Origin of the sequence: Mycobacterium sp. IS-1590, from assembly GCF_001500025.1 — a bacterium.
Lineage (GTDB): Bacteria > Actinomycetota > Actinomycetes > Mycobacteriales > Mycobacteriaceae > Mycobacterium.
Genome location: NZ_LQIW01000001.1, coordinates 1 through 14,480, shown reverse-complemented (window position 1 = coordinate 14,480; position 14,480 = coordinate 1). Strand labels below are relative to the sequence as shown.

13 protein-coding genes are annotated in these 14,480 nt (G+C 67.5%); 8 read left to right on the top strand and 5 right to left on the bottom strand.

The genetic code is table 11. From position 1 onward, the window contains the following. Nucleotides 1–37: 37 nt before the first annotated feature. Complete coding sequence (locus AU197_RS00065) at nt 38–847, bottom strand: DUF1206 domain-containing protein (protein WP_064400380.1); 810 nt, start codon at nt 845–847, stop codon at nt 38–40. 120 nt (nt 848–967) lie between these two features. Between AU197_RS00065 and AU197_RS00060 the strand changes: the two genes are divergently transcribed. From AU197_RS00060 to AU197_RS00045, 4 genes are all read left to right on the top strand, one after another. Beyond that, nucleotides 968–1,393 carry a lipoprotein LpqH gene (locus AU197_RS00060; RefSeq protein WP_064400379.1) on the top strand — a complete coding sequence of 142 codons (426 nt, stop codon included), beginning with the start codon at nt 968–970 and terminating at the stop codon, nt 1,391–1,393. A gap of 100 nt (nt 1,394–1,493) precedes the next feature. Beyond that, complete coding sequence (locus AU197_RS00055; RefSeq protein WP_286145511.1) at nt 1,494–2,321, top strand: bile acid:sodium symporter family protein; 828 nt, start codon at nt 1,494–1,496, stop codon at nt 2,319–2,321. A gap of 18 nt (nt 2,322–2,339) precedes the next feature. Further along, the gene (locus AU197_RS00050) at nt 2,340–4,631 is read left to right on the top strand and encodes an alpha/beta hydrolase-fold protein (protein ID WP_064400377.1); all 2,292 of its coding nucleotides are present in this window, start codon (nt 2,340–2,342) and stop codon (nt 4,629–4,631) included. A gap of 10 nt (nt 4,632–4,641) precedes the next feature. Continuing rightward, nucleotides 4,642–6,180, top strand: coding sequence for an MFS transporter (locus AU197_RS00045; RefSeq protein WP_231744780.1), 1,539 nt, complete (start codon nt 4,642–4,644; stop codon nt 6,178–6,180). Here the strand turns inward: AU197_RS00045 and AU197_RS00040 are convergent. The 4 genes from AU197_RS00040 to AU197_RS00025 all read right to left on the bottom strand — a co-directional run bounded on the left by AU197_RS00040 (nt 6,163) and on the right by AU197_RS00025 (nt 10,413). After that, complete coding sequence (locus AU197_RS00040; protein ID WP_064400376.1) at nt 6,163–7,548, bottom strand: WS/DGAT/MGAT family O-acyltransferase; 1,386 nt, start codon at nt 7,546–7,548, stop codon at nt 6,163–6,165. The two genes, AU197_RS00045 and AU197_RS00040, sit on opposite strands and share 18 nt — an antisense overlap. Before the next feature lie 58 nt (nt 7,549–7,606). Next, nucleotides 7,607–8,071 (bottom strand): cyclic nucleotide-binding domain-containing protein, encoded by a 465-nt coding sequence (locus AU197_RS00035; protein WP_064400375.1) that lies wholly within the window; start codon nt 8,069–8,071, stop codon nt 7,607–7,609. 103 nt (nt 8,072–8,174) lie between these two features. Then, on the bottom strand, nt 8,175–9,722 hold the full coding sequence (locus AU197_RS00030; RefSeq protein ID WP_064400374.1) for a serine/threonine-protein kinase: 1,548 nt from the start codon (nt 9,720–9,722) through the stop codon (nt 8,175–8,177). Nucleotides 9,723–9,864: 142 nt separating this feature from the next. Continuing rightward, on the bottom strand, nt 9,865–10,413 hold the full coding sequence (locus tag AU197_RS00025; protein WP_064400802.1) for a YceI family protein: 549 nt from the start codon (nt 10,411–10,413) through the stop codon (nt 9,865–9,867). A 106-nt stretch (nt 10,414–10,519) separates the two neighbouring features. Between AU197_RS00025 and AU197_RS00020 the strand changes: the two genes are divergently transcribed. The 4 genes from AU197_RS00020 to AU197_RS00005 are packed head-to-tail and all read left to right on the top strand — an operon-like array spanning nt 10,520 to nt 14,402. Beyond that, entirely contained in the window at nt 10,520–10,777 is a 258-nt protein-coding gene (locus AU197_RS00020) for a hypothetical protein (RefSeq protein ID WP_064400373.1), read from the top strand. Nucleotides 10,778–10,825: 48 nt separating this feature from the next. Next, nucleotides 10,826–11,341: a 2Fe-2S iron-sulfur cluster-binding protein gene (locus AU197_RS00015; protein ID WP_064400372.1), complete on the top strand. Its 516-nt coding sequence runs from the start codon at nt 10,826–10,828 to the stop codon at nt 11,339–11,341. After that, nucleotides 11,338–12,324, top strand: a complete 987-nt coding sequence (locus AU197_RS00010; RefSeq protein WP_064400371.1) for an FAD binding domain-containing protein — start codon at nt 11,338–11,340, stop codon at nt 12,322–12,324. The genes AU197_RS00015 and AU197_RS00010 overlap by 4 nt, the downstream gene beginning before the upstream one ends. Continuing rightward, nucleotides 12,321–14,402 carry a xanthine dehydrogenase family protein molybdopterin-binding subunit gene (locus tag AU197_RS00005; RefSeq protein ID WP_064400370.1) on the top strand — a complete coding sequence of 694 codons (2,082 nt, stop codon included), beginning with the start codon at nt 12,321–12,323 and terminating at the stop codon, nt 14,400–14,402. The genes AU197_RS00010 and AU197_RS00005 overlap by 4 nt, the downstream gene beginning before the upstream one ends. Nucleotides 14,403–14,480: the final 78 nt, after the last annotated feature.

Genomic DNA, 14,480 nt, shown 5'->3' with positions numbered 1-14,480 from the left:
GCGGCACGGTTACCCTCGGCGGCCATCAGCGGAAACCTCACATACGGGAGTACCGCGCCAGCGCGAAGCTGTACAACCCGTAGGCCGCGAAACCTGTTGCCGCGACGATCAAGATCGCCTCACCGTAGTGTGGGCGTCCGAGCGCCTTGACCGCCCCGTCGAGTCCCGTCGACTTGGCCGGATCGCTGACGTAGGTCGCGACGACGACCGAAAGGCCCGCCGCGAACAGCACCAAACCTTCGGCGACGTGACCGCAGATGCCCAGCACCGTGATCAGCCGGCCACCCGGGACGGTGAGGTCTTTGAGGAACTTGCGCGACGCGCCCTTGTGGACGAAGTAGGCGCCGATCACCGCGATCGACAGCCCCGCGAGCACCAGAACCGCCTTGCCGCCGTCGGATTGCATCAACCTCGCGCTCAAGCCCGAGGTCTGCTCGCTGCCCTTCGTCCTGGCGCCCAGCGCGAACTGGATCGCGGTGAAGGCGACCGCGCAGTACACCAATGCCAGACCAAAAGCCCTGAGCCGGTTCATGAGTGGCGAGTCGCGTTTATGCGCTTCGGTGCTTTCACCCGGATGCAGCCCCAACACCGTTTCGGCGAACCGCCACATCGCCAGCGCGATGAGCCCACCGGCGACGATCCACAGCGAGAAGCTCCCGCCGCCCTCGGTGGCCAGGGTCGCCAACGCACCGGACTGGTCGGCTTCGCCGCCGAGGCCCAGCGCGATCCGCACGATCGTATAGGCGACGAGCAGATGCAAGGTTCCGCTGACCGGATATCCCGCACGCGCGAAGAACTGGACCACGCGACTACCGGTGGCATCGTTGACCGCGCCCTTGAAGCTCATGCTCCCGCCGGACTGCCTGACACCCGGCTTTATTACCCCGGCCCATTTCCGGCAAAACGGCCGATGACCGCCCTCGGCGACGCCCGGCCGAGGTAACCTCCCCACGCCAGGAGGTGTCTGATGCGATTCCGGTCGAACTGTTTACCGGTGTTGGCGGCGGTGGCCGTCGTCTCGGGGTGTGGCCTGGTCGGCCCGACACCGAGCGAGGAGCCCGCCCGGTCCGGCCGGATCGTCATCGACGGCACCGGCGTGGACACCCAGTCCGTCGAGTGCACCCAGCACGAGTGGTCGATGCAGATCGACGCGAAAGCGACGACGGGCAGCGCGCAGGTGTTCCTCGAGCTCGGCGGTGAGAGGCCGGTCGTGCGGACCGTCAACATCGAGAATGTCAACGAAATCAACGGCTCCGCTGGCGGCGACAACGGTAAGGCCGAGGCCACCATAGACGGCAATACCTACACCATCTCGGGCACCGTCGTCGGCGCCGACGGGCGCAACACCGCCCAGACCCGCACGATGCCCTTCGAGATCAAAGCGCCCTGCTGATACCTGTTTCGGGTACCACTGTCGACTGATCAAGAACGCTCGGCTGTATCGGGCAGAAGTTCGGGCTCACGAAAGAGGTACGCGCACGACGCTGACAGAAGTGCTGGAAAAGGCGGTCCCCGTCACGACGCTCGTCTTCGTGGTGTCGAGCATGGTGGCGATGGGATTGGGTCTCAAGCTGGCCCAAGTCACCGCTCCGCTGCGCAGCGTGCGCTTGGTGTCGATGTCGATACTGGTGAATTTCGTCTTGATGCCGGCCGCTGCCGTGGCGCTCGTCCGCCTGCTGGCACTTGACGAACCGCTGGGCGTGGGCCTTCTTCTCTTGGGTGTCGCCGCAGGCGCGCCGTTCCTGCCCAAGCTGACCCAGATCGCAGGCGGCGATCTCGCGTTCGCAGTCGCCCTGATGGTGCTGCTGATGGTCATCACGGTGGGCTACCTGCCGCTGGTGCTGCCGATCCTGCTGCCTGGTGTGTCGGTCAATTCCGCGGAGATCGCCCGCTCGCTGGTGGTACTGATGCTTCTCCCCCTGGCCTTCGCGCTTTTCGTCAACGCCAAGCGTCCGGGCGCAGCCGCACGTGCCAAACCGCTGTTCGACCGGCTCTCGAGCCTCAGCCTCATCCTGGTGGTCGTGCTGCTGGTGGTGGTCAACTTCAGCAAGGTGCTCACCGTGTTCGGCACCCGTGCCATTCTGGCCGGCCTGCTCTTCATCGCACTTGGTTATGCCCTCGGGTGGGCGCTCGGCGGTCCGGCGGCGAACACGCGGCCCGTCCTGGGATTGGGGACGGCACAGCGCAACATCGCCGCTGCGCTCGTCGTGGGCGGCCAGAGCTTCAACGATCCGAGTGTCGTCGTCATGGTGGTTGTCGTCGCGATCATCAGCCTGCTGATACTGCTGCCGATTTCGCGACTGCTGGCCTCGAGAGGCTGAGTTTCCTACGTTGGGGCCATGTCCCTCATCGACTTGGCGCTGCTGCCCCTCCGCATCGGACTGCGCGCGGCCGACAACGTACTCAAAGCGGTCGCCGCCGAATCTGTCGCTGCGCGTTCCGAACTCGTCGTGATCAACGGCATGCCCGAAGGCGTACCGTCGGCGGCGCTGCGGCCCGAGCCGAAACTCCCCGCGCCCAGCGGCTGGCCATTCGGCGAAGATTTCCCCCGCACCTGCGGCACCGGCCGCTACGCCGACGGCGCGTTCTTCTGGACCGACTTCCTCTACGACGACCACGGTGCGACCGGCTTGCTCGTCGACATCCCGACCGGCGGGCTGGTGCCCCCGCGCGGCACCTACGTCTACCCCGACGGCCCCGCGGCGCGCAACGGTGCCGACATCTTCCGCGTCGCGATCGGCCTCACCGACACCCACACGTGGTGGCGCGTCGACTGGAACACCCTGATCGACCCGTCAATCCCCATAGCGTTGTTCACTTTTGACACCAATCGCGCTGCGGCGCCTACGAACAAGTGGCCCGCGAAAGCCGGTGTCACCTCTGCCGGCATCGACACCGCCCTGCTCATCTCCGCAACGGGCGCGCGGCTGATCGACCTCGCCACGCAGTCGTCGACACCGGTCGAACACGCCGTCGACATGGCGTCCCGGTCGTTCTTCGCCAAGGTGCCCCGGAGTCTGGTCGATCCCGACGGCACCTGGACCGTGCGCCTGGCCGCCGGGTTGGCCGACGACACGGGCGACGCGTTCGCCGACGTGCCCGCCACCCGCGGCGCCCGGCCGGGCCAGCCGAACGTTTACAACATCGCCTTCCGCACCCATCAGCAGGAGAAGGCGCACCTGAACTTCTGGTCCGATCAGGCGCAAGCCGCCGCGCTCAGCGACGGCGACGTCACCGAGTTCTCCGTGCCAATCGCGTGGGACCGACTCGCCGATCGCGTCACCACGGACGAGCCGATCGTGCGCGGCACGTCCGCCCGGTGGTACGTCTCGTCGATCGAGCTGGGCCAGGGTGTCGCGAAGACGAACATCTTCAGTACCGATCCCCAGTTCTTGGGTCGGGTGCAGCCGTACTCGGTGTGCCTGCCCTCCACCTACACGCCTGGCCGCACGCTACCGCTGACGCTGCTACTGCACTCACTTGCGTTGGGCCAGAATCAGTTCGCCGCGATCGACCCGCGGCTGCTCCATCAGGTCTGCGAGGATCGCGAATCGGTGGTGGTGACACCGCTGGCCCGCGGACCGTCGTGCTGGTACTTCGACGAAGGCGAACTCGACGTGTGGGAGGTGTGGGCGCGGGTGGCCGAACAGCTCGGCACCGATCCCGACCGAACGGTGGTGTCCGGCTACTCCATGGGGGGCTACGCGGCGTACAAGCTAGGACTGACCTACCCGGAGGTGTTCGCGCAAGCCGTCGTGCTGGCCGGGCCTCCGGTGTGCGGCGTACGACTGTTACCCAACGTCGACGTCCCCGGAAACCTCGACCCGGACTCCCACTGCGCCCGCGCGGGCGACACCTGGGAGCTGCTGCCCAACGCTCGATGGCTTCCGTTCGTCATCGCCCACGGTGTGCTCGACCAGCTCGTCCCGATCACTTCGGTGCTGTCACAGGTGCTCGAACTCGACCGGCTGGGCTACCGCTACCGATTCAGCGTCTACCCCTTCGAGGACCACGTCACGTGGATGCTTGACGACGAGTTCGACGATCCGATCGCGCACATGGGTACCGGAGTCCGACAACGCGACCCCGGTCACATCACCTATTCGTGGTATCCGGAGCTGGTGCGACCGGACCTCGGTCTTGGCCCACAACATGTTTGGTGGATCTCGAATCTCACGGCCGATCCCGCCCTGGCCGGCAAGCGTGGCGCTGTCGCGTCGGTCGACGCCCGCTCGTATGCGCGCCCGGACCCCACGCGCACCATCCGGCGCCGCCGCGGCGTGGAACCCGACCTCGACCTGTCCCCCGGCCTGTACACCGAACTGCTCTGGCGCACAGGCCCCGCCGTCGAGCCCATACCGTTCCTGACACTGAAGCTCACCGGCGTCGCGGCCCTCACCGTCGACGTGGCCAGGGCCGGGCTGGCGGCTGTGGACACGTCGACCGTCGACGTCTCGACAGACACGATCACACGGATCGAACTGGCCGCGCTGCCCCCTGATATCGCGGTGTTGCTCGACGGCGTGCCGACCGGTCCGGTGGTTCACGTACCCGTCGGGCGGCACACCATCGCGCTGACCGCCGCGACGGTCCCCTCGAAAGAGGTGATGGTGGCGCTGCTGCGCCGGTAACATCCCGCGCGTGCCGGACGGTACTCGCGTCGACGCCGAGCAGCGTCAGGTGTCGGGGTTGGCCGCTGTCATGACGGTGATCGCGATGGGCCTGGGCTATGCCATCGCGATCGGCGACCCGACCACCTTCTCGGCGAACCTGCAGCTCGTCTCGGCCGGCGTCGGCATCACCGGATCCACCGCGACATTCGTCGCCAGCCTGGCCACCTTGACCCTCGCGGCCGCCGTCCTGAGCGCCGGCGCGCTGGGCGACCTGTACGGCATGCGGCGGATGTATCTGCTCGGGCTGGCCGGTGCCATCGCGTTCAGCGTGCTGGCCGCCGCCGCGCCCGCACCGGCGGTGATGATCCTCGCCCGCGCAGGCACCGGCGTGACGCTGGCGTTCCTGATCGGTCTGTCGCTCGCGATCACCAACGCGGTGTTCCCGCCGGGCCGTCGCGCCGCGGCGATCGCCGCCTACTTCGGCGTCGGGTACGCCGTCGCGACCCCGATGCCCGCGATCAGCGGCATGCTCGGTCACGCGATCGGTTGGCGGGCCTGCTTTTTCGCGGTTCCGGTCATCGGCGCGCTCGGTCTGCTCGTCACGTGGCGGTTCGTGCCCGAGACCCTGCGCGCGGGGCGTCGCCTCGACGTGCTCGGGATGGCGTTTTTCGCCGTCGCGCTGCTGGGGCTGATCTTCGGCGTCTCGCGCATCGAAACCGGGATCAACACCGTGGGCCTGGTCGCGATCGGGGTCGGGCTGGTCGCCGGATGCGCCTTCGTCATGCAGGAGTTGCGCACGACCGACCCGGCGCTCGACATGCGGGTGTTCCGGTCGGGCCGGTTCAACGCGGCGGTGGCCGCCGGTGTGCTGTTCAACATCGTGCTCGGCGGGTCGATGGTGTTGCTGTCGTTCTATCTCGTCACGGTCCGCAAGGAGTCACACGAACTGTTCGGCCTGCTGCTGATCCCCGCCACTGCGCTGGCCGCCGTCGCCGCCACCTCCGCGGGGCCGGCCGCCAACCGGTTCAGCCCCCGCGCTGTCATGCTCACCGGGCTCACGGTCATGCTCGGCGGACTGCTGTCGATGCGGCTGTTCGACCTCGACACGACGCGCACCACGGTGTTCGTCACCACCGCGCTCATCGTGATCGGCGGCGCCCTCGTCACCACCCCGCAGGCCACGATCATGATGAGCAGCGCACCCGACGATCTCGGCGGCGCCGTGTCGGCGGTCAAGAGTGCGGTCAACGAAGGCGGATACTCCCTTGGGCCCGCGCTTTTCGCGCTCGTCGGCATCAACCTGTTCCTCACCGACAGCGCGCACGACCTGTCCCACTCGGGCATCACGCGTGCCGAGACCCGCGAGGCGCTGCTGACCGTGCACGGCGGTCACGGGGCGCAGATGGTCAACCCGGAGCAGGCCCGGTTGGTGGTGGAGCAGGCGCCGCACAACGCCGTCGACGCCATCCACACCCTGAGCCTGATCATGGCCGTCGGCCCGATCGCCGCGATCATCCTGGCGCTGTGGTTGATCAAGCCCGCGAACCGCTCAGCAAGCGGCCAGTAGCTCGTCCAACGCGGTCTCGAAGCGATCGGCCAGATCCCAGAGATCGTTGACCAGTTTGCGGCACGAGATGATGCCGACGTTGAGCTTGCCGGTCAACGACATCACCGTGATGTTCAAGCCGGAGCCGTGGAAGATCGGGCCGAGCGGGTAGAGCGCCTTCATCTCCGCGCCCATCGCGTACAACTTCTCCTGGGGCCCCGGCACATTCGAGATCACGACGTTGTGGATCGCGGCGTGCTTCAGCGGGGTGTGGGACAGCACCTCCATCGCCACACCGAACAATGCCGGTGGCAGCGCCTGAGTCACGTCCGACAGCAGCGTGGGAGCGATGTCGGCGCTGTGAGCCTTTGCGCGCGAGCTTGATTCGGCGATGCTGCGCAGCCGCTCCGCGGGATCCTCGATGTGGGTCTGCAGGTTGTTGAAGAAACCCGAAAGCTGGTTGCGGCCGGGCCGGTCGGACTTGTCGTGCACCGACGCCGGAACCACGGCGATCAGCGGCCTGTCCGGCAGCTCACCCCGCTTGAGCAGGTACTCGCGCAAGGCCCCCGAGCACAGCGCCATCACCACGTCGTTGACCGTCACGTCGTACGCGTTCTTCACCTTCTTGACGTCATCGAGCTCCAACTGCGCCAACGCGATGGTGCGGTCAGAGGTGATCTCAGCGTTGAACACGGTCGCGGGAGCCGAGAACGGGGCAGCCATGGCCTTGCCGCTGCGCGCCCGGGTGATGGAGCTGACGATGGTCGACATGGTCGCGGGCACCGCTCTGGTCAGTTGCAACGGGCGAGTGAACGCGCGCAGCAGGCCACCGGCGGCGATTTCCAGCGGTCTGGCGCTGCCGAAACCCTCGACGGGTTCGGGGTCCGGGCCGTCGGGTGCGAGATCGCACAGCTTGCTGATCAGGTTGGCCGCCGACACCCCGTCCACCGCGGCGTGGTGCACCTTGATCATCAGCGCGACGTCCCCGGCGTCGAACGGGTCGGTTTCGGAGATGCCCTCGATCACCCACATCTCCCACAGCGGCTTGCTGCGGTCGAGTGGCGCCGCCGCGATGCGCGAGCAGACGTTGACCAGTTCGTTGCGCCCACCCGGCGCGGGCAGCGCGATGCGGTGCAGGTGATACTCCAGATCCAGCTCGTCGTCGTCGACCCAGACCGGATGGTCGAGATTGAGCTGACTGTTGGCGAGCTTTGCCCGCAATTCCGGCAGCGCCCTCAACCGTGTGGCCAGATGGTCGCGGACCCGCTCGAAGCTGTAGCCACCGGGGATGGTCGACGTGTCAAGGCAGGCGATTGAACAGACATTCAGTGGGACACTGGATGATTCGCTGTAGAGCATCGTCGCGTCGAACGCACTGAGCCGTTCCATTGATGCGGCGTACCCGGGTTGACACCGGCGTCAAACCATGAGCGACGTTAGGTCGCCGTCAGCCCGGCTCGGCGGCGGCCTGCGGGGCATGGCGGGCGACGGTCTCGTCCATCGCCTTGCGCAGCGCCGGCATCTCGTCGATCAACCGGGCCAGGTCGTCGCGGTTGATGTGCAGCACCTCGGCGCGCCCCGTCGTGGTCACCGTGGCGTTGCGCAGCGCGCCGCGGCGCAGCACCGATTCGCCGATCACCTCGCCGGGGCCGACCACGGCGATGCGGTCGTGGCCGACGTACACCCCGACCTCGCCGCTGAGCAGGATGTAACAGGCGTCCGAGGGGGTCTGCTCCTGGATCAGCGGCCACGGACCCGACGTGGAGGTGCGATGCGCCGCTTCGACCAGGCGTCGCAGGTCGCTGTCGGAGAATTTGGAAAAGGTCTCGAACTCCCGCAGTTGACGGGCGTCCTGTTCGATTTCCTGTCTGCGAGCCTGTTCACTTTCGCGGGCGTACTTGCGGTTGTCCATGAGGTCCCCGATCTGCGACGTGTCCCTGGCCGAACCGTAGTCCCGTCGAGCGATTTGTGTACCAAAACGAACGGGGAGCGTCCCTAAATGTGCAAATCGCCGGTCAGCGGGCTGCGGAGCCGTACTCCAGCGCCGGTTCGGCCGAGTCGACCTTGCCGTTGCTCGAGATGGTCAGCAGGCCAGGTTGCACGTCGTAGCGTGCGCCGTCGGCCGGATTGGTGGCGACGAACCCGCCGCCCACCGGTCGCGCGTTGTTGAGCTGCACGTTGGCCCCGTCGCGCAGGCGCTCCCCGCGGTACTGGTATGCGCCGGCACCCGTCTGGCAGATCACCGCCAGCGACTGCGCCGTCCGGATCGCCGCGACCGGCGTGCTCCCGGAGTCGCAGCGCGTGGTGTGCCCGATGAAACCCTGCGAGTCGGTGCCCGACACACCGGCGATCGGTGGCCCGCTGGTGGTGGGCGTCGTCGTGGTGGTCGTCGTCGACGGTGCGGTGGTGGTTGTCGTGGGCGGGACCGTCGTCTGCGTGGTGGTCGACGGCGGCGCGGCCAATCGAGTCTGCGGCGCCGACCCGCCGCCGTTGTCGCTGAACGCCAGGACGATGGCCAGCACCACCGCCGCGGTGAACAGCACGATCGTCGTCACGACCAGCCCGACCTGCGCCGGACCGAAACGCTTGCGGTTCGCCGGTGGCGGCGGCAGCGGCGCGTACATCGGTTGATAGGGGGCGCTCACCGGGTTGGGGTCGACGGCGGAGAACTGGCGCGTCGAAGGCGCCGGTGGCGGCGGAGGCGGCACTGGAGGCGTCGCTGCTGCGTTCTCGCTGGCGGCGGCCGCGGCCCTGGCGAGTTCGCCGGCCGTGGTGAACCTGTCCGTGGGCTTCTTCGCCATGCCGCGCTCGATCACCTCGTCGAACGCCCGGCTGACGCCGCGCCGCATGATGCTGGGCCGCGGCGGCGGCGAGAACAGGTGGGCGCCCATGATCTCGCGCAGGTCGCCGGAGTCGTACGGCGCGCGACCGGTCAGGCATTCGTAGAGCAGGCAGGTCAGCGAGTAGATGTCGGAGGCCGGGCCGCCGCGTTCGCCGCTGATGCGTTCGGGCGCCATGTAGGCGCACGACCCGATCACCAGGCCGGTCTTGGTGACGTTCGCTTCGCCGCCGCCGTGGGCGATGCCGAAGTCCACGAGATAAACGAAGTCGTCGTGGGTCAGCAGCACGTTCTCGGGCTTGATGTCGCGGTGCACCAGCCCGTTCGAATGCGCGGCGTCCAGAGCGGACGCGACCTGCGTGATGATCGACACCGCGCGCGTCGCAGGCAACGGACCGTTGGTCCGCACCAGATCCTTGAGACTGGCCCCCTCGACGAGGCGCATGTCGATGTAGAGCACGCCGTCGATGTCGCCGAAGTCGTGAACGGGGATGACGTGCGGTTCCTGCAGGCGCGCGGCGACACGCGATTCACGCCGGAACCGTTCCTGAAAGTTGGGATCTGCCGCCATATCCGGACGTAGCAGCTTGATGGCGACGGTCCGTTCCTTTGCGGTGTCCCACGCGCGGTAGACCTCGCCCATGCCACCGACGCCGATCAGAGACTTCAGCTCATACGGCCCGAATCGCGTGCCCAGACGGGAACCGCCCTTCGGGGAGCTCACATGCCATCCTTTCTCTTTCCGACACCAGCGCAGCAACCTGTGGTGTTCCCGCAACGCCGTACTACGTAACCCGCTCCCCGCAGCGGATCGCCAGGCATCACCGATGTCGCAGCAGCACAGGCGATTTCCTCAGTGCGCCAGGTTACCGATTATTTCGCTTCGCTGTGAATGCGACGGTCACGGCGTCGGCGACCTTCATCGCGCCCATCAGCATGGAGTACGGCTTGAGACCGAAGTCAGAGTGCCGCACGGTGGTTTCGCATGACATATGCCACACGTCGTCGTCCTCCTGCACGGTCACGTCGACGACCTGGTCGCGCGTCTTGCCGTTGATCTGCAGCGTTCCGGTGAGACGGTATACATCGGGAGTCTTCTCGATATCCGTGGTTTCGAACTCGATGCGCGGAAACCGCTTCGCATTCAGCACTTTCAGTGCATTCGACCGCGCGAGCGCCTTCTCGGGTCCGGTCAGCGGCGTCACGCCGCCCTCGCCGCTGCGCACCTCGAGACTGTCGAGGTCGACGGTCAGCGTCACCTCGGAGGGTTCGCCATCGGACCATGCGACCGCGGCATGCCAGGAGTTCACGGCGATGGTCAGGCGGTGACCCATCTTTGCCGCGCGACCCTGCACGCCCGTGTGAAGCGCCAGTTCACCATCCGACTGGTCCAGGTTCCAGATTTGCTCCGGCATACCGTCCATTGTGACTCTCGGCAGCCCAGCCAAGGTCTTTCGTCCCTGTCTCGGATCCTCGCCGGACACGAGACTCAGCCGTGAAGACACCGGAAGGACTACCACGATGACTACAGTCGAATGCCCGGAATGCGGCGAGAGCGTTGACGAGAAAGAGATCCACTGGGTCACGAACGCCGAAGGTGGCGTGATGTATCGCCTGCCGTGTGAGCACATGGTCGTCGGCACCGTCAAGGACGGCGCCATGAGCTACGGCCCGGAGCATGTGGGCTTGGACTTCTCGAGGCCGAAGCGCCACCACCAGCATCACCACCTCGCCGACGAACTGGCCAAGCTCCGCGGCAGGGAGCCGCACGAACCCTAGCGGTCCCGGGGCCCGTTTCGCCCGCCCCACCGCGGGTACGCGCACACGATGCAGCCAGCCCGCGCCACCGACATCACCGTCTCCGTCGACGGCACACAGCACCAGCTGCGCGTCGACAACCGCGTCACCCTGCTCGACCTGCTCCGCGAACATCTCGGCGTCACCGCACCCAAGAAGGGTTGCGACCACGGCCAGTGCGGGACGTGCACGGTGCTGCTCGACGGTCGCCGTGTCACCACCTGCCTTGCGTTCGCCGTGGCTCACGACGGCGCCGAGATCGTCACCGCCGCCGGCCTCGGCGACGGCGACGCCCTGCATCCCGTTGCCCAGGCGTTTCTCGACCACGACGGCTTCCAGTGCGGCTACTGCACACCCGGCCAGATCTGCTCGGCGGTCGGCATGCTCGACGAGGTCAAGTCCGGCGCGCCCAGCCACGTCACCGACGATCTCGAACAGCCGCCCGAACTCTCCGACGAAGAGATCCGCGAACGCATGAGCGGCAACCTCTGCCGCTGCGCCGCGTATCCGAACATCGTCGCCGCCATCAGCGAGGCCGCCCGATGATCCCGTTCGACTACCACCGCGCCACCAGCGTGGCCGACGCGGTCACCGCCGTCGCCGAGCGGCCCGACGCCGTGTTCCTCGCCGGCGGCACCAACCTCGTCGACCACATGAAGCTCGGCATCCTCGAGCCGTCGCTGATCGTCGACGTCGGCGACCTACCCCTCACCGATGTCGACCAGTTGCCGGACGGCACCCTGCGCGTCGGCGCCGACGTGCGCAACAGCGACCTCGCCGCACACCCCGTGGTCCGCAGCCGCTATCCCGTCCTCGCCCGTGCGCTGCTGTCCGCGGCCTCCGGCCAGCTGCGCAACCTCGCGACCACCGCGGGAAACCTGTTGCAGCGCACCCGATGCGTGTACTTCCAGGACGTCACCACACCGTGCAACAAGCGCACGCCGGGCGCGGGATGCTCGGCGATCGGCGGCTACGTGCGCTATCACGCGATTCTCGGCGCCTCCGAACACTGTGTGGCGGTGCACCCTTCGGACATGGCGGTCGCGATGGCCGCGCTCGACGGCGTCGTGGTCTTTCAGGACGCCGACGGCGAACACCGCCTACCGCTGGCGGAGTTTCACCGACTGCCCGGAGACCGCCCCGACCGCGACACCGAGTTGCCGCCCGGAGCGCTCATCACCGCGGTCGAGATCCCTCCCCCACCGAACGGAGCTCGATCGACGTACCGCAAAGTGCGCGACCGTGCCTCCTACGCCTTCGCGTTGACGTCGGTGGCCGCCGAACTCGTCGTCGACGATGGCGCCGTCACAAGCGCCCGCATCGCGCTCGGCGGTGTCGCACACAAGCCCTGGCGGGCCCGCCGCGCCGAAGACGTCCTTGCGGGCGCACCGGCCACCGAGGACACCTTCTGCCGGGCCGCGGACGCCGAACTCGAAGAGGCGCAGCCGTTGCCGGGCAACGAAATCAAGGTCGAACTGACCCGCCGCACCATCATCGCCACCCTGACCCAATTGAGCGAGCAACGATGACCACCCTCGAACCCCGTGTCATCGGCACACGTGTCACCCGCCTCGACGGGCCGGCCAAGGTCACCGGCACCGCGCACTACGCCTACGAGTACGCAGTCGAGAACGCCGCCTACCTCCATCCAGTCCAAGCCACCATCGCCAACGGCCGCATCACGACCATGGACACCTCCGGCGCCGAAGCGGTCGACGGAGTTCTGGCCGTGCTCACCGCGTTCGACAAGAATCGGATGGCCGACACCTCCAACGGCGACCTCACGATCTTGCAGGGCCCGCAGGTGAATTACCGCGGCCAGCTCATCGGCGCAGTGGTGGCCGAGACCGCCGAAACCGCCCGTCATGCAGCGGCGCTGGTACATGTCGAGTACGACGCTTCCCCACACGACGTCGAATTGCGCGCCGACCATCCGAAGCTGTTCGCCCCCGAGCAGGTCAACGCGGGCTATCCGACCGACACCGCCGAGGGTGACGCCGAGACAGCGCTGCGCGACGCGCCGATCGTCGTCGACCAGACCTACACCACCCCGCACGAGCACAACAACCCGATGGAACCACACGCGTGTATCGCGCTGTGGGACAACGACACCCTGACGCTGTGGGATTCGACCCAGGGTGTCCACGTGGTTCGCAAGGAATTGGCGACGGCCTTCGGGCTCGACCCTGCGCAGGTGCGCGTCATCGCGAAGAACGTCGGCGGTGGGTTCGGCTCCAAGGGAGCCCCGCACTCGCACAACGTGCTCGCGGTGATGGCCGCACAACGGGTTCCGGGCCGACCGGTGAAGTTCGCCGTGACCCGACAGCAGATGTTCGACTTCGTCGGGTATCGCACACCCACCATTCATCACCTGCGTCTCGGCGCCGAGCACGACGGCAGGCTGGCGTCGATCAGCCACGACGTGGTCGTTCAGTCCGCCACGGTCAAGGAATTCGCAGAGCAGGCCGCGGTCCCCACCCGCATGATGTACGCCGGAGCGAATCGCAGGACATCGCACCGGTTGGCCGCGCTGGACGTGCCCGTCCCCTTCTGGATGCGCGCACCCGGCGAGTGCCCGGGCATGTTCGCACTCGAGGTCGCGATGGACGAACTGGCCGCCGCGTGCGGACTCGACCCGATCGAGTTGCGGATCCGCAACGAGCCCGAGGTCGACCCCGAGACCGGCAATCCGTGGTCGGACCGACGCCTGGTCGAGTGTCTGCACACCGGTGCGGAGCGATTCGGTTGGGCCTCCCGCGATCCGGTGCCCGGAACTCGCTGCGAGGGTGAGTGGTTGGTCGGCACCGGTGTGGCGTCCGCGGTGTATCCGGCGATGATCCAGCCGGGCAACAGCGCCCGCATCGAATGCGTCGCTCCGGGTCGCTACACGGTCGCGATCGGCGCCGTCGACATCGGAACCGGCACGTGGACGGCGCTGAGCCAGATCGCCGCCGATGCGCTCGGCTGCGAACTGTCCGCGCTCGACCTGCAGATCGGCGACACCGACCTGCCCGCCGCATCGGTCGAGGGTGGCTCGTCGGGCATCAGCTCCTGGGGACGCGCGATCGTCGCTGCGGCACAACAGTTCCGGCACGACCACGGTGAGCACCCTGAGGTCGGCGCCACCACCACCGCTGAGGCGCCGGAGAACGAAGAGGTCGCCAACTTCGGAATGTATTCTTTCGGTGCGCATTTCGTCGAAGCCCGGGTCAGCCGGTATACGGGCGAGATCCGGGTGCCGCGGATGCTCGGAGTGTTTTCGATCGGACGGGCGATCAACCCGGCGACGCTGCGCTCGCAGCTGATCGGCGGCATGACGATGGGCCTGTCGATGGCGCTGCACGAGGAGAGCGTCCGCGACCCGCGCTTCGGCCACGTCGTCACCAGGGATCTGGCGACCTATCACATCAGCTCGCACGCCGACGTCCCCGCCATCGAGGCGATGTGGCTCGACGACGTCGACAAGCACTCCAATCCGATGGGCTCGCGCGGTGCGGGTGAAATCGGGATCGTCGGCTCCGCCGCGGCGGTCGTCAATGCCGTCTACCACGCGACCGGCATCCGGGTGCGGGACCTCCCGGTGATGTGCGACGCGCTGCTCGGCTAGATGTACTGACCACGGACGTTGGTGACGGCGTGGTGAGGTGACAAAACGAAGACCTCCGAGTGGAGTGCGAGCTGTCTA